General features: G+C 63.0%; 19 protein-coding genes. 10 read left to right on the top strand and 9 right to left on the bottom strand.

All coding sequences use genetic code 11. The features are described from left to right. Window positions 1-81 precede the first annotated feature (81 nt). A complete protein-coding gene (locus IAE33_RS10935; RefSeq protein ID WP_201163514.1) occupies window positions 82-270 on the top strand; it encodes a hypothetical protein in 189 nt (62 codons plus the stop codon). 35 nt (window positions 271-305) lie between these two features. On the opposite strand, the gene IAE33_RS10930 is transcribed toward IAE33_RS10935, so the two are convergent. Beyond that, a complete protein-coding gene (locus IAE33_RS10930; RefSeq protein ID WP_201163513.1) occupies window positions 306-680 on the bottom strand; it encodes a fe2+ zn2+ uptake regulation protein in 375 nt (124 codons plus the stop codon). 196 nt (window positions 681-876) lie between these two features. On the opposite strand from IAE33_RS10930, the gene pvdQ reads away from it, so the two are divergent. After that, a complete protein-coding gene (gene pvdQ, locus IAE33_RS10925; RefSeq protein ID WP_328804853.1) occupies window positions 877-3,180 on the top strand; it encodes a bifunctional acylase PvdQ in 2,304 nt (767 codons plus the stop codon). Here the strand turns inward: pvdQ and IAE33_RS10920 are convergent. Together IAE33_RS10920 and IAE33_RS10915 are read right to left on the bottom strand one after the other, a co-directional pair. Next, complete coding sequence (locus IAE33_RS10920; protein WP_201163512.1) at window positions 3,173-3,895, bottom strand: UDP-2,3-diacylglucosamine diphosphatase; 723 nt, start codon at window positions 3,893-3,895, stop codon at window positions 3,173-3,175. The two genes, pvdQ and IAE33_RS10920, sit on opposite strands and share 8 nt — an antisense overlap. Continuing rightward, window positions 3,892-4,392 (bottom strand): peptidylprolyl isomerase, encoded by a 501-nt coding sequence (locus tag IAE33_RS10915; protein ID WP_028634193.1) that lies wholly within the window; start codon window positions 4,390-4,392, stop codon window positions 3,892-3,894. The genes IAE33_RS10920 and IAE33_RS10915 overlap by 4 nt, the downstream gene beginning before the upstream one ends. Window positions 4,393-4,641: 249 nt before the next feature. Here IAE33_RS10915 and IAE33_RS10910 point away from each other — a divergent pair, with 249 nt between their 5' ends. Together IAE33_RS10910 and cysS are read left to right on the top strand one after the other, a co-directional pair. Continuing rightward, complete coding sequence (locus tag IAE33_RS10910; protein ID WP_201163511.1) at window positions 4,642-6,345, top strand: glutamine--tRNA ligase/YqeY domain fusion protein; 1,704 nt, start codon at window positions 4,642-4,644, stop codon at window positions 6,343-6,345. Between the two features lie 9 nt (window positions 6,346-6,354). Next, entirely contained in the window at window positions 6,355-7,737 is a 1,383-nt protein-coding gene (gene cysS, locus IAE33_RS10905) for a cysteine--tRNA ligase (protein ID WP_201163510.1), read from the top strand. 36 nt (window positions 7,738-7,773) lie between these two features. Here cysS and IAE33_RS10900 read toward each other — a convergent pair whose 3' ends face one another. Beyond that, the gene (locus tag IAE33_RS10900) at window positions 7,774-9,165 is read right to left on the bottom strand and encodes a sensor histidine kinase (RefSeq protein ID WP_201163509.1); all 1,392 of its coding nucleotides are present in this window, start codon (window positions 9,163-9,165) and stop codon (window positions 7,774-7,776) included. Continuing rightward, window positions 9,143-9,823 carry a response regulator transcription factor gene (locus tag IAE33_RS10895; protein WP_028634557.1) on the bottom strand — a complete coding sequence of 227 codons (681 nt, stop codon included), beginning with the start codon at window positions 9,821-9,823 and terminating at the stop codon, window positions 9,143-9,145. Before IAE33_RS10895 ends, IAE33_RS10900 begins: the two co-directional genes overlap by 23 nt. Before the next feature lie 189 nt (window positions 9,824-10,012). On the opposite strand from IAE33_RS10895, the gene IAE33_RS10890 reads away from it, so the two are divergent. From IAE33_RS10890 to proP, 3 genes are all read left to right on the top strand, one after another. Then, on the top strand, window positions 10,013-10,906 hold the full coding sequence (locus IAE33_RS10890) for a PA4780 family RIO1-like protein kinase (protein WP_201163508.1): 894 nt from the start codon (window positions 10,013-10,015) through the stop codon (window positions 10,904-10,906). A gap of 113 nt (window positions 10,907-11,019) precedes the next feature. Continuing rightward, window positions 11,020-11,994 carry a porphobilinogen synthase gene (hemB, locus tag IAE33_RS10885; protein ID WP_201163507.1) on the top strand — a complete coding sequence of 325 codons (975 nt, stop codon included), beginning with the start codon at window positions 11,020-11,022 and terminating at the stop codon, window positions 11,992-11,994. Window positions 11,995-12,159: 165 nt separating this feature from the next. Then, window positions 12,160-13,662, top strand: a complete 1,503-nt coding sequence (gene proP, locus IAE33_RS10880; protein ID WP_028634187.1) for a glycine betaine/L-proline transporter ProP — start codon at window positions 12,160-12,162, stop codon at window positions 13,660-13,662. Here proP and IAE33_RS10875 read toward each other — a convergent pair whose 3' ends face one another. The 4 genes from IAE33_RS10875 to IAE33_RS10860 all read right to left on the bottom strand — a co-directional run bounded on the left by IAE33_RS10875 (window position 13,663) and on the right by IAE33_RS10860 (window position 18,145). After that, entirely contained in the window at window positions 13,663-14,364 is a 702-nt protein-coding gene (locus tag IAE33_RS10875; RefSeq protein ID WP_201163506.1) for a YoaK family protein, read from the bottom strand. It abuts the gene before it with no gap. 9 nt (window positions 14,365-14,373) lie between these two features. Then, window positions 14,374-15,003 (bottom strand): riboflavin synthase, encoded by a 630-nt coding sequence (locus IAE33_RS10870; protein WP_028634185.1) that lies wholly within the window; start codon window positions 15,001-15,003, stop codon window positions 14,374-14,376. 73 nt (window positions 15,004-15,076) lie between these two features. Beyond that, window positions 15,077-17,143 (bottom strand): maltose alpha-D-glucosyltransferase, encoded by a 2,067-nt coding sequence (treS, locus tag IAE33_RS10865; protein ID WP_201163505.1) that lies wholly within the window; start codon window positions 17,141-17,143, stop codon window positions 15,077-15,079. Between the two features lie 84 nt (window positions 17,144-17,227). Beyond that, window positions 17,228-18,145 carry a LysR family transcriptional regulator gene (locus IAE33_RS10860; protein WP_201163504.1) on the bottom strand — a complete coding sequence of 306 codons (918 nt, stop codon included), beginning with the start codon at window positions 18,143-18,145 and terminating at the stop codon, window positions 17,228-17,230. 122 nt (window positions 18,146-18,267) lie between these two features. Between IAE33_RS10860 and IAE33_RS10855 the strand changes: the two genes are divergently transcribed. From IAE33_RS10855 to IAE33_RS10845, 3 genes are all read left to right on the top strand, one after another. Further along, window positions 18,268-19,026, top strand: coding sequence for a 5-oxoprolinase subunit PxpA (locus tag IAE33_RS10855; RefSeq protein WP_201163503.1), 759 nt, complete (start codon window positions 18,268-18,270; stop codon window positions 19,024-19,026). Window positions 19,027-19,115: 89 nt separating this feature from the next. Continuing rightward, window positions 19,116-20,003 carry a 5-oxoprolinase subunit B family protein gene (locus tag IAE33_RS10850; RefSeq protein WP_201163502.1) on the top strand — a complete coding sequence of 296 codons (888 nt, stop codon included), beginning with the start codon at window positions 19,116-19,118 and terminating at the stop codon, window positions 20,001-20,003. After that, window positions 20,000-20,971, top strand: a complete 972-nt coding sequence (locus IAE33_RS10845; protein WP_201163501.1) for a biotin-dependent carboxyltransferase family protein — start codon at window positions 20,000-20,002, stop codon at window positions 20,969-20,971. The genes IAE33_RS10850 and IAE33_RS10845 overlap by 4 nt, the downstream gene beginning before the upstream one ends. Window positions 20,972-21,005: the final 34 nt, after the last annotated feature.

Raw genomic sequence — 21,005 nt, 5'->3', positions numbered from 1 at the left:
CAGCGCCAGGCCCGGTGTGCGTTGTATCATTGCCGCGGCTCGCAGCGAGCCATTTGCCCATGATGTTGCAAGGAACCTCTGATGACACACGTGCAGCGCCTCAAATACTCCCTTCTGATCATTCTGGTGGTGCTTTGCCTGATGCTTGGGCTCTCCCATTTGCAGAAGGCGGGCACCATCAGCGAACAGACCTTCCAGCTGCTGGCCATCGCCATTGCTGTCGTGGTCGTGGTAATCAACGGGATTCTGCGGCGCAAGGTCAGGCGCTGACCCGTGCCGGCCGGCCTGCGGGGCCGGCCACGCCCTCAGCGTGATGCCGTTTGTTCCAGCATTGCCCGCGCCTGGGGGTTGAGGCTATAGCATTTGTCGCTGCCCAGTTCGATAACGCCTTCTGAGCACAGCCGTTTCAGCACTTCGCGCACGCTGAGAAACGACAGCGGTATGTCCAGTTGCTCAAGCTGCGCATGGACCCCGCGCACGCCTATGCTACGGCCGTTGCGGTCGGCGGCATGCAGCGCATCGATCACCTTCAGCCGGATCAGGCTGGTGCGCAGGCCAAAGCTACGCAACAGCTCGCGAATCTGCTCATTGCCTACACGTTCGTCGGCAAACGCGTCCTGTCCCTTGGGCGCTTTACCTGGAGGGCTCCCCGCGTGAACCGGGGTTTGCGGGTTGTACATGTGAATGCTCCTTTTCGTGGACGAACCCGAAAGTTGGGTGCCTCACTTATTAGGACGAATGAGCCATAAAAATCTGCAACCAAACCGGTTAAAAAAATGCTTAATTTTGTTTCACAATTGCCTGCGGGTCGATTTGGCTAAAAATCCGGCACATCCGCTCGTCTGAACGGGATGACCCCGAACCCGAGGAGTGCCCGTGCTTTCACTTACCCGCCCCATCCATTTCGCAGGCCTGGCCTGCGCGCTGCTCGCGGTGAGCGTTGGCGCGCAGGCGCAGGCCGTGGTGGCCGATGCCAGTGCGCAGATCCGTCGCACCAGTTACGGCGTGCCCCATATCGTTGCCCAGGATGAGCGCGGGTTGGGGTACGGCGTGGGGTATGCCTACGCCCAGGACAACCTGTGCTTGCTGGGCAACGAGGTGCTGACGGTGAGCGGCGAGCGGTCCCGCCATTTCGGTGCTGACGGCAAGACCCTGGAGCAACGGGAGAACCTTGCCAGCGACGTGTTCTTCAGCTGGCTGAATCGCCCGGAGGCGGTTGATGCGTTTCTTCAGGCCCAGCCTGCGGCGGTTCAGGCGCTGCTTGCCGGGTATGCCAGCGGCTACAACAGGGCGCTGGCGGAGCGCCGCAGCCAGGGCCTGCCGGCCGAGTGCGGCGACGGCACTTGGCTGCGCCCCATCACCAGCCAAGACTTGGTCAAACTCACTCGGCGCCTGCTGGCCGAAGGCGGTGCAGGGCAATTCGTCGAGGCCCTGGCGGGCGCGCAGCCACCAGGCCAGGCCCGGCAGCAGGCGCAGGCGGCTACCGATTACGCCCAGGCACTGGCCCAGCAGGCACGCTTTGCCAGCGAACGCGGGAGCAACGCCGTGGCGGTGGGGGCGCAGCGCTCGGCCAATGGGCGCGGGCTGCTGCTGGCCAACCCGCATTTCCCCTGGATGGGTGGCATGCGTTTTTACCAAATGCAGCTGACTATCCCCGGCAAACTCGACGTGATGGGCGCTGCGCTGCCAGGGCTGCCAGTGATCAACATCGGTTTCAATCATCACCTGGCCTGGACCCACACGGTTGACACGTCCAGGCACTTCACCCTCTATCGCCTGCAGCTGGACCCCAAGGACCCGACCCACTACCTGCTCGATGGCAAGTCGATACCGCTCGCCAAACACGCCGTCTCTGTCACCGTCAAAGCCAAGGATGGCAGCCTGGGCGAAGTGCAACACGTGGTCTACAGCTCACAGTTCGGGCCCGTCGTGCAATGGCCGGGGCGCCTCGATTGGGACTCGCACATGGCGTACAGCCTGCGTGACGCCAACGCCGACAACACCCGGGTGTTGCAGCAGTGGTACCAGATCAACCGCGCCGACAGCCTGAAAGGGCTGAAACGCTCGGTGGATCAGCTGCAGGGCATACCATGGGTCAACACCTTGGCGGTGGACGCTGCCGGTAGCACGCTGTACCTGAACAAGTCGGTTGTGCCCTATGTCGACCAAGCCATGCTGGCGACCTGCGGCGATACCCGGCAGCAAGGGCCCCTGGTTATCCTGGACGGCTCGCGCAGCGCTTGCCAGTGGAAGGTCGACCCGCAGGCGGCTCAGGCAGGCATCTTTCCGGCGCGGCTACTGCCGAGCCTGGAGCGCGATGACTACGTACAAAACTCCAACGACCCAGCCTGGATGACCAACCCGGCGCAGCCACTGACAGGCTATTCGCCGTTGGTCAGCCGCAATGACCAGCCGCTGAGCATGCGTGGGCGCTATGCGTTGCAGCGCTTGCAGGGCAAGGGGCGGCTGGGTGTGGACGACCTGCAGCACATGGTGCTGGATGACGAGGTGTACCTCGCTCGGCTGATGCTGCCTGACCTGCTGCAGTGGTGCAAGGCAGCGAGCGCCGACGTGCAATCGGTTTGTGAAAGCCTGGCGGCTTGGAATGGCAAGGCCGACCTGGACAGTGGCATGGGCCTGGTGCACTTCGAAAACCTGCTCGACAGCCTGGCGGAGCACCCGGAGGTCTGGCGAGTGGCCTTCGACGCCAAAGACCCACAACACACGCCGCGCGGATTGGCGGTGGAGCAGGCAGCGGTGAGCAAGCGGGTGCACGAAGCTGCACTGGCGTCACTGGCGCAATTGAGCGAAAGCGGTACCCCAGGGCAGGCGAAGTGGGGGCAGGTGCAGCAGGCCCTCGATGGCACGCCGGTGCCGGGCGGCCCACAGGCCTTGGGCATCTACAACGCGATGTACAGCGTACCCCACGGGGCGGGCAAGCGCTTGGTGGTCAGTGGCACCAGCTACCTGCAACTGGTCAGCTTCACCGACAAGGGGCCTGAGGCGCGGGGGCTGTTGGCGTTTTCGCAATCCAGCGAAGCGGCATCCCCCCACGCCAGCGATCAGACCAAGGCCTTCTCTGCCAAGCAACTGGCGGCGATTCCGTTTACCGAGGCGCAGATCAAGGCCGACCCCGCATACACAGAGGTGGTGATCAGCGAGCGCGCTGCTGTCAGGTAAATTCGAACGGCGCGAGCTGGAAGCCTTGCTCGTCCACCTGCAAGGCCCAGCCCCGGCGGTCCCAGTCACCCAGCACGATACGCCGCGCCGGCTGGCCGTCGACCACCAGCTTGTGGATCGCCGGGCGGTGGGTGTGGCCATGCACCAGGGTGAGCACACCCTGTGCAGCCATCACCCTGAGCACTTCCTCGGGCGTGACATCGACGATGTCGGTCGCCTTCATCTGCGTCTGTGCGCGGCTTTCACTGCGCAATTTGCGCGCCAGGCGTTGGCGCATCGACAGTGGCAGGTGGGTCAGAACCCACAGGCTGAGGCGGTTGCGCAGCAAGCGGCGCATCTTCATGTAGCCCAGGTCGCGGGTGCACAGGGTGTCGCCATGCATCAGCAATACCCGCTCACCCCCCAGCTCGATCACGCTCGGGTCGCTGAGCAGCGTACACCCGGCAGCGTCGCAGAATGCCTGGCCTATGAGGAAGTCCCGGTTGCCATGCATCAGGTAGACGGCGGTGCCGCTGTCGCTTAGCTGCCGCAGGGCCTGGCAGATCTGCCGTTGGAACGGGGTCATGGCGTCATCGCCGATCCAGGCTTCGAAGAAGTCGCCCAGGATGTACAACGCCTTGGCGTGGCGCGCCCGGCCATCGAGCAGATCAAGAAACGCCCGGGTGATGTCCGGGCGTTCTTCTTGCAGGTGCAGATCGGAGATCAGCAGAATCACTCAATGATCTCGGCTTTCTCGATGATCACGTCGTCTTTGGGCACATCCTGATGGCCGGCGTTGGAGCCGGTGGCGACTTTCTCGATGGCATCCACGACTTCGCGGCCTTCAGTGACTTCGCCGAACACGGCGTAGCCCCAGCCCTGCACGTTCTTGCCACTGTGGTTGAGGAAGTCGTTATCGGAGGCGTTGATGAAGAACTGCGCGGAGGCGGAGTGCGGCTCCATGGTACGGGCCATGGCAATGCTGTACTTCTTGTTCTTCAGGCCGTTGTCGGCTTCGTTCTGGATGGTGGCGCGGGTTTTTTTCTGGTTCATGCCCGCTTCGAAGCCGCCGCCCTGGATCATGAAGCCTTTGATCACGCGGTGGAACACGGTGCCATCATAGTGGCCGTCCTTGACGTACTGAACGAAGTTTTCAGTGGTCGCTGGCGCTTTTTCAGCGTCCAGTTGCAGGACGATTACGCCGTGGTTGGTGGTCAGTTTGACTTTGGACATGCTGAAACTCGCTTTTTCAAGGCAATCGAAAATTGGGGTGCGCAGGGCGCACGTTACCACCTGACGCTGGTTCGGGCGGTTACGACACATGGCGCGCACCGGCCATTTTGCCCGGCCGCGGCAAAAAAGCGGTGATAAATCACGCGAGTTTGCCCGGGCCCGACTGTCAGCAGCTTGACTGCTTCGGCTATGATAGGCCCTTTGATTCAATCGGCCTACCCAGGCCGGCTACGTGCATTCAAGGATCCTATGAGCAAGCCCACTGCCGACAACGCGCCCAACGCCGCTGCCAAAGGCGCCCCCGCTGTCCCTGCGAACTTCCTGCGGCCGATCATCCAGGCCGACCTGGACTCGGGCAAGCACACCCAGATCGTCACCCGCTTCCCGCCAGAGCCCAACGGCTACCTGCACATCGGCCACGCCAAGTCGATCTGTGTGAACTTCGGCCTGGCCAAGGAGTTCGGCGGCGTCTGCCACCTGCGCTTCGACGACACCAACCCGGCCAAGGAAGACCAGGAGTACATCGACGCCATCCAGCGCGATGTGAAGTGGCTGGGCTTCGACTGGGCGGGGGAGGTGCGCTACGCCTCCAGCTACTTCGACCAGTTGCACGACTGGGCCGTTGCGCTGATCAAGTCCGGCAACGCCTATGTCTGCGACCTCACCCCGGAGCAGGCCAAGGAATACCGCGGCAACCTCAAGGAACCGGGCAAGAACAGCCCGTTCCGCGAGCGCAGCGTGGACGAGAACCTGGACCTGTTCGCACGCATGAAGGCCGGCGAGTTCAAGGACGGTGAGCGCGTGCTGCGGGCCAAGATCGACATGGCGTCGCCCAACATGAACCTGCGCGACCCCATCCTGTACCGTATCCGCCACGCCCATCATCACCAGACGGGCGACACCTGGTGCATCTACCCCAACTACGACTTCACCCACGGCCAGTCGGACGCCATCGAAGGCATCACGCACTCCATCTGCACCCTGGAGTTCGAAGGCCATCGGCCGCTGTACGAATGGTTCCTCGAGCACCTGCCGGTGCCGGCGCACCCGCGTCAGTACGAGTTCAGCCGCCTGAACCTGAACTACACCATCACCTCCAAGCGCAAGCTCAAGCAACTGGTTGACGAGCAGCACGTCCATGGCTGGGACGACCCGCGCATGTCCACGCTGTCGGGCTTCCGCCGCCGTGGCTATACCCCGGCGTCCATCCGCAATTTCTGCGAGATGATCGGCACCAACCGCTCCGACGGCGTGGTGGACATGTCCATGCTCGAGTTCAGCATCCGTGACGACCTGGACCGTACCGCCCCACGCGCCATGTGCGTGCTGCGCCCGCTGAAAGTGGTCATCACCAACTACCCCGAGGGGCAGGTCGAACAGCTGGAGCTGCCGCGTCATCCGAAAGAAGACATGGGCGTGCGGGTATTGCCGTTTGCCCGTGAACTGTACATCGACCGCGACGACTTCATGGAAGAACCGCCCAAGGGCTACAAGCGCCTGGAGCCCAATGGCGAGGTGCGCCTGCGCGGCAGCTACGTGATCCGTGCCGACGAAGCCGTGAAGGACGCAGAGGGCAACATCGTCGAGCTGCGCTGCTCGTACGACCCGGACACCCTGGGCAAGAACCCCGAGGGCCGCAAGGTCAAAGGCGTGATCCACTGGGTACCGGCCGAAGGCAGCGTGGAGTGCGAAGTGCGCCTGTACGACCGCCTGTTCCGCTCGTCCAACCCGGAAAAAACCGAAGAGGGCGGTACCTTCCTCGACAATATCAACCCTGAGTCGCTGCACGTGCTGAGCGGTTGCCGTGCTGAGCCCTCCCTGGCCCAGGCCCAGCCGGAGGACCGTTTCCAGTTCGAGCGCGAGGGGTATTTCTGCGCAGACCTGAAGGACAGCCAGCCGGGCCGCCCGGTGTTCAACCGCACTGTCACCCTGCGTGACTCCTGGGGCAGCTGAGGAACCGCCGTGCTTACCATCTACAACACCCTGAGCAAAGCGAAAGAAACCTTCAAGCCGCTCAATGGCAACAAGGTGCGCATGTACGTGTGCGGCATGACCGTCTACGACTATTGCCACCTGGGCCATGGTCGCAGCATGGTGGCTTTCGACCTGGTTACCCGTTGGCTGCGCAAAAGCGGCTACGACCTGACCTACGTGCGCAACATCACCGACATCGATGACAAAATCATCAACCGTGCCAACGAGAACGGCGAAACCTTCGATGCCCTCACGGCGCGCATGATCGACGCCATGCACGAAGACGAGCGCCGTCTGAACATCCTGCCGCCCGACCAGGAGCCCCGTGCGACCGACCACATAGCCGGTATGCACGCCATGATCCAAACCCTGATCGACAAAGGCTACGCCTACGCGCCTGGCAACGGCGACGTCTATTACCGTGTGGGCAAGTTCGTCGGTTACGGCAAGCTGTCGCGCAAGAAAATCGAAGACCTGCGCATTGGTGCCCGCATCGAGGTGGATGAAGCCAAGCAGGACCCGTTGGACTTCGTGCTGTGGAAAGGCGTGAAACCCGGCGAGCCGAGCTGGGCATCGCCTTGGGGCCCGGGGCGGCCCGGTTGGCACATCGAGTGCTCGGTGATGTCCACCTGCTGCCTGGGCGACAGCTTTGACATTCACGGCGGCGGCAGCGACCTGGAGTTCCCGCACCACGAGAACGAGATCGCCCAGAGCGAGGCGGCCACCGGCAAGCAGTACGCCAACGCCTGGATGCACTGCGGCATGATCCGCATCAACGGCGAAAAGATGTCCAAGTCGTTGAACAACTTCTTCACCATCCGCGATGTGCTGGAGAAGTATCACCCGGAGGTGGTGCGGTATCTGTTGGTGGCCAGCCACTACCGCAGTGCGATCAATTACTCCGAAGACAGCCTGCGTGATGCCAAGGGTGCGCTCGAGCGGTTCTACCACGCCCTGCGCGGTTTGCCGCGTGTGGCAGCCAGTGGCGGTGAGGCGTACGTCGAGCGTTTCAGCGTGGCCATGAACGACGACTTCGGTACGCCAGAAGCTTGCGCTGTGCTGTTCGACCTGGTGCGCGAGATCAACCGCCTGCGCGAAAGCGACCCACAAGCAGCCGCTGGCCTGGCCGGGCGCCTGCGTGAACTGGGTGATGTGCTGGGGGTGTTGCAGCTGGAGGCCGATGACTTCCTGCGCGCCGGCGCCGAAGGCAAAGTGGATGCAACTGAGGTCGAAGCCCTTATCCAGGCCCGGCTGCAGGCGCGTACGGACAAGAACTGGGCAGAGTCGGACCGCATTCGCGACCAGCTGACGGCCATGGGTGTGGTGCTGGAAGACAGCAAGGGCACCACCACCTGGCGCCTGGCTGACTGACAGGGGCGTGGGGGCCGCCGTGTGGCGGCCTTCCGTTTACTGGGTTACCCCGGGTAGCGGGCAGTGCAGCACCAGCTTGGCACCGCCCAACTCGCTTTCGCCGATTTCCAGCCCAAAGCCATGCAAGTCGACGATTGCCGCAACGATCGACAACCCCAGCCCGAAGCCTGCGTGGCGATGGCCTTCATCGCTGCGGTAGAAGCGCTTCAGCACAGCGGCGCGCTCCTCTTCCGGGATGCCCGGCCCGCTGTCCTCAACGCCCAGGTGAACACCCTCGTCGTCGTGCCTGGCATAGAGGCGTACGTGGCCGCCTTCGGGGGTGAACTTGATGGCATTGCCCACCAGGTTGGCCAGCGCCTCGAACAATAGCTCGCGGTCCCCGTGCAGCGCCGGCAATCGCGCCGGCTGCTGCAGCTCCAGGCTAATGCCCCCGTCTTCGGCAAGCGGCAGGTAAAAGTCGTGCAACTCCACCAGCAGGTCGTGGGGTGCGAGTTCGACGAAGCCGGCACGGCGTTGGCGGTCCTCCAGCTCACTGATGCGCAGCAGCCCCCGAAAGCGCGCCATCAGGGTATCGGTTTCGCCAATGGCCTGGTCCAGGGCCTCGGCTTGCGCCGGGTCGTGGCTGCTCTGCTGGCGGATGCGGTACAGCTGGGCGCGCAGGCGGGTGAGGGGTGTGCGCAGGTCATGGGCGATGTTGTCGCACACGCCTTTCACCTCATGCATCAGTCGTTCGATGCGGTCGAGCATGGCATTGACGATGGCCGCCAGCATGTCCAGCTCATCGCGCCTGGCCGACAGGGGCAGGCGATGGGTAAGGTCGCCGGCCACGATCAGTTCGGCCTGTCCCTGAATGGCGCGGATGCGCTTGAGTGGCCGGCGCCTGAGCAGGTACCAGCCAGCAAAACCTGGTATCAGCGTTAACGATATGCCCCACAGCAACGCGTGAAGGATGATGCGGGTGACCACGAACAACGAGCCGTTGTCGCGCACCAGCACCAGCCAGCGGCCATCCTGCACCTTGATGGCTACGGCATCGCAGCTGTCGCGGGGCATGCGCGGGTCATCGGCATCCAGGCAGCGCTTGAGTTCGTGGATTCTGCCGTCAAGCCCAAGCTCCGGCGGCAGGTTGCGAAGGGTGCCGCCCAGTGGGTTGAGCTGGGTGTCGAACAGGCCGTAGGCATCGAAACTGCGCTCTTCGAAGGCCTGGCTGGCGATCAGGGCGTCGTCGAGCTGCTTGCCGCTCATGTGGGCGAACAGGTGCTGACGCTGCAGCATCGAGTGGCGGGTGAGCTTGTTCAGGTAGCTGGACACCTCGAAATACAGCACCCCCATGAGGATGCTGCTCCAGGCCACGAACAGGAAGCTGTACAGCGCCAGCAGGCGGCTGGTGGACGAGCTCCAGCCTTTAGACGGGTTCAGCAATGGCATAGCCGGAGCCCCGTACGGTCCGGATCAGTGGCGATTGGCCTGGCATGTCGATTTTCTTGCGCAAGCGGCCGATGTGCACGTCGATCAGGTTGGTGCCGGGGTCGAAGTGATAGCCCCATACCTCTTCGAAGATCATCATGCGGGTAATCACCTGGCCGCTGTGGCGCATCAGGTATTCCAGCAGCTTGTACTCGGTTGGCAACAGGTTGAGCGCCTGCTCGCCACGGCGGGCTTCATGGCTGATCAGGTCAAGCTGCAGGTCGGCGACCTGCAGGCGGGTCTCGGTCAGGGGCACGCTGTTGCGGCGCAGCAGCACCTCGACCCGTGCTGCCATTTCGTCGGAGGCGAACGGCTTGGTCAGGTAGTCGTCCCCACCTGCGCGCAGCCCGCGCACCCGTTCGTCCACATCGGACAGGGCGCTGATCATCAGAATGGGCGTCGTGATCTTGAGGTTGCGCAAGGTGGTGACGATGGTCAGGCCGTCTACTTCTGGCAACATGCGGTCCAGGGTGATCAGGTCATAGCCGCCGGCAATGGCCTTGGCCAGCCCTTCACGGCCATTGTCGGCCCAATCCACCTCCAGGCCGTGGCTGTTGAGTTCTGCGACGATTTCCTGGCCGGTGACGGCGTCGTCTTCGATGGTGAGTACGCGAGGCATGCGGGTTCCCGGGCATCCAGATAGAGACATGATTGTGCCAAATAATAGCTGGCCGGCGATTTAAGAATAATTCATCTAGCGCCATTGGCACGCTCAGGTGCACGCTGCCTCTCGTGAACACAGGCAAGCATCTGGAATCTGGCTGTGAGAGGATGTACGGCAATACAGCCAGGACCCGAACACAGCCTGATGAAGACCCCTAAAAGAATCGAACCCCTGATCGAAGATGGCCTGGTCGACGAGGTACTCAGGCCGTTGATGAGTGGCAAGGAAGCGGCCGTGTACGTGGTGCGCTGTGGCACCCAGGTGCGCTGTGCCAAGGTTTATAAAGAAGCCAACAAGCGCAGCTTCCGCCAGGCCGCCGAGTACCAGGAAGGCCGCAAGGTGCGTAACAGCCGTCAGGCCCGGGCGATGGCCAAGGGCAGCAAGTACGGGCGCAAGGAGGCGGAGGATGCCTGGCAGAACGCTGAAGTGGCCGCGTTGTTCCGCCTGGCGGGCGCCGGGGTAAGGGTGCCTAAACCCTACGACTTCCAGGACGGCGTCCTGTTAATGGAGCTGGTGACCGATGCCGATGGCGATGCGGCTCCGCGCCTGAACGATGTGCACCTCGAAGCTGACCAGGCGCGCGACTACCATGGGTTCGTCATCCGTCAGATCGTGCTGATGCTTTGCGCAGGCCTGGTGCACGGTGACCTGTCGGAATTCAATGTGCTGCTGGGCCCCGACGGCCCGGTGATCATTGACCTGCCCCAGGCGGTAGATGCGGCGGCCAATAACCACGCGTTCAGCATGCTGGAGCGGGACGTCACCAACATGGCCCATTACTTCGGCCGTTTTGCCCCGGAACTCAAGGCCACCCGCTATGCGCAGGAAATGTGGGCCTTGTTCGAAGCCGGCGAATTGCGCCCGGACAGCCTGCTGACCGGGGTATTCGAAGACGAGGAACAGGCGGCAGACGTTGCAGGTGTGATGCGCGAGATCGACGCCGCGCGGCTGGACGACGCACGCCGCCGCGAGGCGCGTGCCGAGGCCGAGCAGGGCGCGCCCAAGACCGAAGAGCCAACCCCACCCTGGATGCGTTGAAACTGCGCCCTGCGATCATTGCCTTTGACGCAGGGCAATAACTCGTCATTTGGCCTTTTCACTGCGCCGCCGCAGGCATAAGGTATACGCCGTTCAAATTCCCTGGAGCTGTCATGCCCAACCGTTTTCCGTCCGTTCGCCCCCGTCGTCTGCGTCAGAGCGAGTCGCTGCGCACTGTATTCCAGGAAACCGAGTTTCGTCTCGAAGACCTGATCCTGCCGATCTTCGTTGAAGAAGGTATCGATGACTTCGTGCCGATCAGCACGATGCCAGGGGTTAACCGTATCCCTGAAAAACGGCTGGCCCAGGAAATCGAGCGTTATGCCCGCGCCGGCATCCGCTCGGTGATGACCTTTGGCGTGTCCCACCACCTGGACGAGGTTGGCAGCGACACCTGGAACGAGAACGGCCTGGTGGCCCGTATGTCGCGCATCTGCAAGGACACCGTGCCGGAAATGGTAGTGATGTCCGACACCTGCTTCTGCGAATACACCAGCCATGGCCACTGTGGTGTGCTGCACGACCATGGCGTGGACAACGATGCCACCATTGCAAACCTGGGCAGGCAGGCCGTCATCGCTGCCGCGGCGGGCGCCGACTTCATTGCACCTTCCGCTGCAATGGACGGGCAGGTCCAGGCGATCCGCAGCGCCCTGGACGGGGCCGGGTTCCATGACACGGGGATCATGGCCTACTCCACCAAGTTCGCCTCTTCGCTGTACGGGCCGTTCCGCGAGGCAGGCGGCACGGCGCTGAAGGGCGACCGCAAGAGCTACCAGATGAACCCCATGAACCGCCGTGAGGCGGTGCGCGAATCGCTGCTGGACGAGCAGGAAGGGGCGGATGTGCTGATGGTCAAGCCAGCCGGTGCCTACCTTGACGTTATCGCCGACATCCGTGCGGCGTCACGCTTGCCGTTGGCCGCCTATCAGGTGAGCGGGGAGTACGCCATGATCAAGTTCGGTGGCCTGGCTGGGGCGATCGATGAAGGCCGGGTGGTGCGCGAGAGCATCGGCGCCATCAAACGCGCGGGTGCGGATGTGATCCTTACGTATTTTGCGATGGATTTGGCGTTGCAAGGTATTTGACCCAAGCGTCGGCTATGCGGTTTGGCTGGGAGGTGTTGTTCTTGACGGGTGCGGCGCGTGGGAGACCAGCGCCGCAACCCCTGCACAAAAAATCACTAAGCGCTGAATTATTTAGTGTCCCTTTGTATCTGATGGCATAGAGCAGTCACCGTCAGGGATACACAAATGAAGTCTCGCAAGAAAAAAGTCCAGCCAATCGGCCTCAAGGACATCACCATCGTCGACGACGCCAAGATGCGCAAGGCCATTACGGCCGCAGCACTCGGCAACGCGATGGAGTGGTTCGATTTCGGGGTCTATGGCTTTGTCGCCTATGCACTGGGCAAGGTGTTTTTCCCCAACGCCGACCCCAGCGTGCAGATGATCGCAGCACTGGCCACCTTCTCGGTGCCGTTCCTGATCCGCCCGCTGGGCGGGCTGTTCTTCGGCGCGCTGGGGGACCGGCTTGGCAGGCAGAAAGTGCTGGCAGCGACCATCGTCATCATGTCGCTCAGCACCTTTGCCATCGGCCTTATACCGTCGTACGCCAGTATTGGCATATGGGCGCCGATACTGTTGCTGCTGGCCAAGATGGCCCAAGGCTTCTCGGTAGGCGGTGAGTACACCGGCGCGTCCATCTTCGTTGCCGAGTACGCACCCGACCGCAAGCGCGGCTTCCTCGGCAGCTGGCTGGACTTCGGTTCCATCGCCGGCTTTGTACTGGGTGCCGGTGTGGTCGTGATGATCTCCGCAGTACTGGGAGAAGAGAAGTTCCTTGAGTGGGGCTGGCGCCTGCCGTTCTTCCTGGCACTGCCGCTGGGCATTATCGGCCTCTATCTGCGCCATGCGCTGGAAGAGACCCCGGCGTTCCAGCAACACGTGGAAAAACTGGAGCAAGGTGACCGTGAAGGCCTGGCCTCGGGGCCGAAGGTGTCGTTCAAGGAGGTGGCAACCAAGCACTGGCGTAGCCTGATTACCTGCATCGGGGTAGTGATTGCGACCAACGTGACCTACTACATGCTGCTCACCTACATGCCCAGCTACCTGTCACACAACCTGCATTACAGCGAAGACCACGGTGTGCTGATCATCATCGCGATCATGGTGGGCATGCTGTTCGTGCAGCCGATCATCGGGCTGCTCAGCGACAAGGTTGGCCGCCGTCCCTTCATCATCGTGGGTAGCATCGGCCTGTTCGTATTGGCCATCCCGGCCTTCATGCTGATTACCAGTGGTGTGCTTGGCCTGATCTTCGCAGGCCTGCTGTTGATCGCGGTATTGCTGAACTTCTTCATCGGCGTAATGGCATCGACATTGCCGGCGATGTTCCCCACGCACATCCGCTACAGCGCCCTGGCAAGCGCCTTCAACATTTCGGTGCTGATTGCGGGCGTGACGCCCACCCTCGCAGCCTGGCTGGTGGAAAGCACCGGTAACCTGTACATGCCGGCTTACTACCTGATGGTCATCGCGGTGATCGGCTTGGTAACCGGCATCACCATGAAGGAAACCGCCAACAAGCCTCTGCGTGGCGCCGCCCCCGCGGCATCGGATATTGGTGAAGCCCGTGAGTTGCTGCAGGAGCACCACGACAATATCGAGCAGAAGATCGAGGACATCGACACCCAGATCGCCGAGCTGGAAGCCAAGCGCAAGCTGCTGGTGCAGCAGCATCCGCGCATCGATTGATCAGTGGGGCATATAGCCCCGCTGCCATGAACGCGGTATGAACAGCGACACCAGGGCCAGCAGGCAGGTCAAGGCACAACTGCCTGCCAGGGCCTGCAGGCCCAGGTGTTTCTGCAGCCATGCCCCCAATGCCGCGCCCAGCAACATCCCCGCCCACGGCACCAGTTGCACCCGCCAGCCGTTGCGACGCTCCCCAAGCAGCCAGCGCCCCAGGCCACGGCCAAAGCGTGACAGCGCCCCGGTCACATACGTCAGGCCGATGGGCAGCCCGTTCACCTGCTCCACGACCGCGTTGATCATGCCCATGGCCACGGTGGCCGCGAGCAGAGCAGGGAATGTAGCCGGCCACGGCCAGCCTGCGGCGAACGCCAGTAACCCGGCGACCACCACCAATACCGGCCAGGCACGGCGCCGGCATCCGCGCGCTAGCATCACGCCAACGGCGTTCCCGGCCACGAACCCAAGCACCGCGCCACTTAGGCGCAGTACCATGCCCGCGTCTGCCTCGCTGATGGCGACGGCAAGGCGGGTCGTGTTACCGCTCATGAACGACACGAAGTCGCCCAACGCCAGCAGGCCGATAGCATCGGTCATGCCCGCCAGCACCGAAAGGCCAGCCACCAGGCCAAGGCCTACGCGGCCACGCAAGACTTGCAAGTGCAGCCGCCTGGCGCTGCGTGCGGTTGGAGCGTAAGGCAGCATGGGCAGGCCTCAGGGCAGCAGGTTTTCGCGGGCGAGGGTGCTTTTGATGGTGCGTTCAACCACATCCACCAGCACCATGGTGTGGTGATCCACCTCGATGTTCAGCAGGTCGCCGGGCGTGTAGCGGGCGAACGTGGTTTGCCGCAGCGTCTCCGGGATCAGATTGATCGTGACTACGTTGTCGTCGATATCGGCCACCGTCAGGCTGCAACCATTCACGCCGATGAAGCCCCGGGCGAACACGTATTTCCCCCACTCGGCCGGCATGCGGAAGCGCACGAAGGCACCGCTCTCGGCAATACAGAGCTCGACCACTTCGGCAGTGGTGGCGATATGACCCGCCATCAAGTGGCCGCCGACCTCCGCGTTCATTTTCGCCGAACGCTCGATATTGACCTGTTGCCCTGAAACGAAGGTGCGCAGGTTGGTGCGTTCGAGGGTGGCGGTCATGGCATCGAAGCGAACCTGGGTGCCGTCGATTTCGGTGACGGAAAGGCAGGTGCCCTCGACGCTTACGCTGGCGCCGACCTTGAGGTCGTCCAGCAGCGCAGGGGTGAGGTCGATGGTGAACTGGTTGTGGCCTGGGTGACGGGTCACATCAAGCAAAGGGCGCACGGCCTGGACGATGCCGGTGTACATGGGGGCTCCTGGGCACGGATGGGAACCCCCGCACGCTATGCCTGTAGCGTCGCAAAAGCAAGTTGCCCGGGGTTCAGACGTGCCCGGTGCTGTTGACGATACGCAGGCACAGCGCCTCGTACGGGTCCAGGTTCACCATCAGGCGGCCGTCTTCGGTGAGGTCGCCCTCGACGGTCTCATTGATCATGTCCACCACGGGCCCCGGTGTGAAACCGGCCAGCTGAAGTTCTTCGGCGATTACCTGCTGACTGAAGTTCAAGGCGCTTATCTGGATACCCCGGCCGGCGGGCAGCTCGTGCACCATGACCAACAGCCCGGGCGTGGTGACGTCGGGTACCAGCACTTGGCGGCTGGTGGCGATGCCATAGGCCTGGCGCACCGCCAGCAGTTTCTTGACCTTGCTGGCAAAGGAGTCGTCGCGTGCAAGCTGCTCATCCAGGCTGCCATACAGGGCACGGGCACGCGGCATGCCCCGCACCGAAGCCTGGGCCTCCGGGTCAAGCCCCGCCAGGTCGTAGGCGCCCCTGTGGATCCAGCGCGTGTCCCCATCGGTCATGCGTTCAGCAACAGCTTCTGCCGGCAGTGGCAGGGCACCCACCAGGTCCCAGCCGGAAATCGCCACCACGCCTGGCTGCATGGCGTTGTACATCACCAGCAGCAGGTGCACTTTCTGCACCCACTCCAGCTGATCGGCACTCAGGTCTTCAAGGTCGCGAATGCCCAGAGCTGCCGTGATCAGGCTGGCGGTGGTGCAGGAAATGCCGTTGGTGACAAAGCGCAGGTTATAGGGCGCATGTTCGCCAGACAGCCGTTCGTAGATTTCTTCGCGTATGTGTTCGCGCAGGATGCTGCCAGGCAACGTCTGGCCTTTGTACAGGTACATGTCGTGAGCATGCAGCGTCCAGAAATGCACCAGCTCCACCGTCAGTTCGTCGTGGTTCTGCAGGGCGTGTATCAGCGAGGCCGGGTCGATGCCGAAGCTGTGCATTTCCTTGAGCATCAGGCGCAGGAACTCGGTGTCGCCGGTCAGCAGGGCGTGCTGGTAGGCGGGCCGTGTGATGAAGTCGTAGGACAGGTCGGCCCCGCCGCTGGACATCTGCGCGATGTCGTCGAGGGTCAGGTTGAGTTCCTGGAAGCTAAAGCCGCCCGCCTTGCGGATCATGCCGCCGATCAGCTGGTTGCCGACGATCGACAGGGGGTGGCTTTCTGACCAGGCGGTGCCGGTGGCGCGGGTTTCAACGCCGAGAAAACCATTGGCATCCAGGCGCAAACCCCGTGCGCCCAGGCAATCCAGTGCATGCAAGGCATCGCCGATGATCATCTGCTGGGCGGTGAAGGTTGGGTCCAGCCAGTTCAACGAGGGCTGGCCGTCTTTGAAGTAATGCAGGTAGACCCAGCGGCGGGTCTTGCCGTCGACGCCGGTAATGGGTGGGGTAGCACTCCAGTCGGTCTCCTTGACGCCGGGTTCGAAGAAGATCACCCGCTGCAGTTGCCCGACGATGTAGTGACGGGCCTTGAGCTCGTCGCATTGCGCTGGCAGCAGGTTGACCGAGTCGCGCCCTGCGGGTACTTCCGGCAGCAGATCCCAGTCTTCCTCGCGCACCTCGACCATATGGTAGAGGCCGGGGTAGGGTGCCTGGCCCAGCTCGGCCAGGCGGAAGTCCGCGCCCTTGCCGGTGTGCGAGGGGATCAGATCGTCGATGGTCACCGCATTGTGGGCGGCGGCCATGCGGCTCATCTGCACCACTTCCTGCTCGCTGCCATACAGCGGGTCGATATCAAAGCTGATGCGGTCGAAGTTGCCGTCGATGCTCGGCGTGACTTCGTGGCCGGTAATGCCCCCCGAGCGCTTGATGGGGCCGGTATGCACACCCTGGATGCCGATTTCTGACAGGCGCTTCCACAACGCTTCGTGGGCCAGTGCGCCCAGTACCGAACAACCTTCAGGCGCGATGATCGCGTCCGGGTACACGGTCAGCCACACCGAGGCGATCTCGGTAGCGCGGCGGGGCTGCGCTTCGGCATAGGGTTGCTGCCAAAGCCGCGACTGCCCGGAATACAGGCTGGCACGTTCCTGGGAAGCCTTGAGCATGGAACGCTCTTCAAGCCATTTGACGTATGACGGGTCGGGTTGGGTCATGTCGCGTCCTCTTTGCGTGTCGGCACCGGCTCAGGTTATGACGGCGACGCACGCGGAACGTTCGGCCTGTATGCGCGTTTGCCCTCAGCGCCGCGTTGCCAACTGCTGTGGCGCCAGGAAGGCATCGCGGAAGTAATTACGCACAGCCTGCATGGCCGGGCTGAAGGCGCGCTCGCGGTGCCAGGCCAGGCCCACGCTCATGGGTGGCACCGGGTTGCTGATGGTCAACGTCTCGATGCGCTTGCCTTCCAGTGACCAGGGGCGGTGCACCAGGTCCGACAAAATCGCCACGCCGCTGCCATTGGCAACCATGCTGCGCACGGCCTCTACCGAGCTGGTCCGCACCCTTACGTTGGGCCGCTGGCCGGCTTGCTTCCAGTAACGCATGGCACTGTGCTCGGCTTCATCGACCGTCAGCAGAATGAAGGGCTCGCCTGCCACGTCTTCCAGGCTAACCGCCGAGCGTTCGCACAAGGGGTGCTGCCCGGGCAACCACAGCCTGCGCTCGGAGTTGAACAGGGTTTCAGAGAAGATGTGCGGGTGGGTGAGGTTGGCCGTGAGTACGACGGCCATGTCGAAGCGGCCATCGAGCAGGCCGTGCTCGATGGCGCTGCGCTCCTGTTCGTAGAGCTCCAGGGTGACGTCGGGATGCCAGTGCTCCAGGCGCTGCAAGTGATGGGGCAAAAAGTAGCCAATGACGGTGTAGCTGGCCGCCAGGCGCAGCAAGCCGCTGGCGCGCCCATCCGGCAACGGGCTGTTGAGTGCATCGTCGACGCTGCGCAGAATCCCGTAGGCACGGTTGAGAAAGTGCCGCCCGGCCTCGGTCAGGCTCATGCCCTGGGCAGAGCGCTGAAACAGCAGGGCACCCAGTAGCGCCTCCAGTTCCTTGATGGCGGTGGTGATGGCGGACTGCGAGATATTGAGGTGGATGGCAGCCTGAGAGATCTGGCCGATTTCGGCGGTGGCCACAAAGTAGCGAACCTGACGCAAGGTAAGGGACAACGCTACACCTCCACGAATATCTGATTTTCCGAAGATACCCCCTCTGTTTATAGATCTTCCCAAGGGGGTGGCAGGAATCTACCGTGGCAGGCATGCAGTCACAAGTGCCGGGAGGCAGGCTTATGCAGGTGGTGGACTTCAATTCCGACATGGGTGAAGGGTTCGGGCCCTGGACTATCGGCGACGGCGTGGACAACGAACTGATGACGCATATCAGCTCGGCCAATATCGCGACCGGCTTCCATGCCGGAGACCCAGGCACCATGCGCCGCACTGTTGCCCGGGCCAAGGCGCTTGGGGTGGCGGTTGGGGCGCACCCGGGGTTTCGCGACCTGGTTGGCTTTGGGCGCCGCCATATCAACGCCACGGCTCAGGAGCTGGTAGACGACATCCTCTACCAACTAGGGGCACTGCGTGAGATCGCCCGCGCCCAAGGCGTAAGCCTGCAGCACGTCAAGCCCCATGGGGCGCTGTACATGCACTTGGCACGGGACGAAGAAGCCGCGCGTTTACTGGTGCAGAACCTGCAGGCGGTCGAGCCAGCCCTGCTGCTGTACTGCATGCCGGGCTCGGCAATCTGCCGTATCGCTCAACAGCTCGGCCAGCCTGTGATTCGCGAGTTCTATGCCGACCGCGAGTACGATGCGAGCGGCTCGATCGTGTTCACGCGCAATGTTCGCGCATTGCAACCTGCAGCCGTTGCCGAGCGCGTGGTGCGGGCCTGCCAGCAGGGTGTTGTGCGCACTGTCGAGGGGCAGGACCTGGCAATCGCATTCGATTCCATCTGCCTGCACAGCGACACGCCTGGGGCGTTGGACCTGGTTGAAGCTACCCGTGAGGCGCTGAGGGTCGCGGGCATCGAAGTGCGTGCGCCACGCTAGAAAACACGGCTAGCCGGCGCATACAAGCCGGAGCCTGCCACAGTTGCTTTTGCCTGCCTTTCTACAAAGACTCCAAAAAAGGAACAGTCATGGCCGAATCGCTCGCTTCAACCCCCGTCCGTTACAGCTTCGGCGCTGACGAGCACCTGTTCGCCGAAGTGAGCGACAGTATGTCGCTCGAGGCCTTTTTCAAAGGCATGGCCATCACCCGTGCGGTGGAGCGCCTTGACCTAGACGGTGTGCTGGACATCTGCCTGGCCAACGCCTCGTTCCAGATCCGCTTCGACCCGGACCGCATTGCACCGCAGGCCCTGCTGCAGGCCGTACAGGGCGCCGAGACCCAGGCGGTTGCCGAACGCTCGCTGCACACTCGCATCATCGAAATTCCGGTGCTGTACAACGACCCCTGGACCCACGAAACCCTGATGCGCTTTCGCGACCGCCATCAAGACCCAGACAGCACTGACCTCGAATACGCTGCCCGGATCAATGGCCTGCAGGGGGTAGATGCGTTTATAGAGGCCCACAGCGGCGCGCCCTGGTTCGTGTCCATGGTCGGCTTTGTGGCGGGCCTGCCGTTCATGTTCCAGATGGTGGAGCGCGAGCGGCAATTACAGGTGCCGAAGTACCTGCGCCCGCGCACCGACACCCCCAGGCTTACCCTGGGCCACGGTGGCTGCTTCGGTTGCATCTATTCGGTACGTGGGGCAGGGGGTTATCAGATGTTTGGCGTCACGCCCGCACCCATCTATGACCCTCAGCAAGCGCTTGGCTATTTGAAGGAACACATGGTGTTTTTCCGCCCCGGTGACATCGTGCAGTTCAAACCCATGGACCGTGCCGCCTACGACCAGGCGGTGGCGGAGGTGGAGCAAGGGATTTTCGATTTGCGCATCCGCCCGGTGGCGTTCTCCCTGGATGCCTTTCTGGAAGACCCTGCGGGGTACCCCAAGTCGCTGCAGGAGGCACTGGCATGATCAAGGTTCTCAAACCCGGCCTGGCCAGCTCTGTGCAAGATCTGGGGCGCGAGGGGTTCTATCACCTAGGCATTCCACCGTCGGGCGCGCTTGACCAGTACGCCCTGCGAACCGCCAACCACCTGGTGGGCAACCCGGCTGGCGCCGCCTGCATCGAATGCGCGCTGGTGGGGCCTGAGCTTGAGTTTGTACAGGATGCCTTGGTGGCAGTGTGTGGTGCGCAGATGGCCGTGCTGGTCGACGGCCGTGAGCAGCGCCCCGATACTTCGTTCGCCGTGCGTGCGGGGCAGGTGCTGCGGTTTGGCTTCCCGACGGCGGGCGCTCGGGCGTACCTGGCAGTGGCCGGTGGCATCGATGTGCCCGAGGTGCTGGGCAGCCGCTCCACTTACGCGTTGGGTGGCCTGGGCGGTTTTCAGGGGCGCAAGCTGATGGCCGGGGACGACCTTGCAGTGGGCGCACCCAGCGGCAAGGGCCGCGTCAATGCCAGCCTGCCCATGGCCCTGCGCCAGGCGTTGGGGGGCGAGGTGGTGCTGCGGGTGGTGCCGGGCCTGTACTACCACCGATTGACCGAGTCAGCGGCCCGCCGATTTTTCACGGACGCCTGGACGGTAGGCTCTGAGGCTGATCGTATTGGCTACCGCTACAAAGGGGGCGGCGCTTTGAGCTTCCAGCCGCGGGAGCAGCCCTTCGGCGCAGGGTCTGACCCGTCCAATATCGTCGACAGCTGTTACCCCATCGGTTCAATCCAGGTGCCGGCAGGGCTGGAGCCCATCATTCTGCACCGCGATGCGGTGTCTGGCGGGGGCTATGCCATGATCGGCACGGTGATCAGTGCTGACCTGGACCTGGTGGGGCAGATGCAACCCAACCAACAGGCACGGTTTCTGGCTGTGACCATGGACCAGGCACTGGAGGCGCGCCGCGTGTACAAGAAACGTATTGGCTGCCTGGAGCGGTTGTTCGGTTGAGGCTGGCGGGCCGCGCTGCACTGCATTGCATTAC

Source organism: Pseudomonas sp. S60 (assembly GCF_016647865.1).
Taxonomy (GTDB): Bacteria; Pseudomonadota; Gammaproteobacteria; order Pseudomonadales; family Pseudomonadaceae; genus Aquipseudomonas; species Aquipseudomonas parafulva.
Note: the sequence above shows the minus strand (reverse complement) of the source record. Positions and strands in the feature narration are given on the sequence as shown.

Bases quoted from the DNA above. Each gene is read 5' to 3' on its own strand.
- IAE33_RS10935 (WP_201163514.1), top strand. From the start codon at position 82: ATGACACACGTGCAGCGCCTCAAATACTCCCTTCTGATCATTCTGGTG.
- IAE33_RS10930 (WP_201163513.1), bottom strand. From the start codon at position 680: ATGTACAACCCGCAAACCCCGGTTCACGCGGGGAGCCCTCCAGGTAAA.
- IAE33_RS10915 (WP_028634193.1), bottom strand. From the start codon at position 4,392: ATGTCCAAAGTCAAACTGACCACCAACCACGGCGTAATCGTCCTGCAA.
- IAE33_RS10910 (WP_201163511.1), top strand. From the start codon at position 4,642: ATGAGCAAGCCCACTGCCGACAACGCGCCCAACGCCGCTGCCAAAGGC.
- IAE33_RS10900 (WP_201163509.1), bottom strand. From the start codon at position 9,165: ATGCCATTGCTGAACCCGTCTAAAGGCTGGAGCTCGTCCACCAGCCGC.
- IAE33_RS10895 (WP_028634557.1), bottom strand. From the start codon at position 9,823: ATGCCTCGCGTACTCACCATCGAAGACGACGCCGTCACCGGCCAGGAA.
- IAE33_RS10890 (WP_201163508.1), top strand. From the start codon at position 10,013: ATGAAGACCCCTAAAAGAATCGAACCCCTGATCGAAGATGGCCTGGTC.
- hemB (WP_201163507.1), top strand. From the start codon at position 11,020: ATGCCCAACCGTTTTCCGTCCGTTCGCCCCCGTCGTCTGCGTCAGAGC.
- proP (WP_028634187.1), top strand. From the start codon at position 12,160: ATGAAGTCTCGCAAGAAAAAAGTCCAGCCAATCGGCCTCAAGGACATC.
- IAE33_RS10875 (WP_201163506.1), bottom strand. From the start codon at position 14,364: ATGCTGCCTTACGCTCCAACCGCACGCAGCGCCAGGCGGCTGCACTTG.
- IAE33_RS10870 (WP_028634185.1), bottom strand. From the start codon at position 15,003: ATGTACACCGGCATCGTCCAGGCCGTGCGCCCTTTGCTTGATGTGACC.
- treS (WP_201163505.1), bottom strand. From the start codon at position 17,143: ATGACCCAACCCGACCCGTCATACGTCAAATGGCTTGAAGAGCGTTCC.
- IAE33_RS10855 (WP_201163503.1), top strand. From the start codon at position 18,268: ATGCAGGTGGTGGACTTCAATTCCGACATGGGTGAAGGGTTCGGGCCC.
- IAE33_RS10850 (WP_201163502.1), top strand. From the start codon at position 19,116: ATGGCCGAATCGCTCGCTTCAACCCCCGTCCGTTACAGCTTCGGCGCT.
- IAE33_RS10845 (WP_201163501.1), top strand. From the start codon at position 20,000: ATGATCAAGGTTCTCAAACCCGGCCTGGCCAGCTCTGTGCAAGATCTG.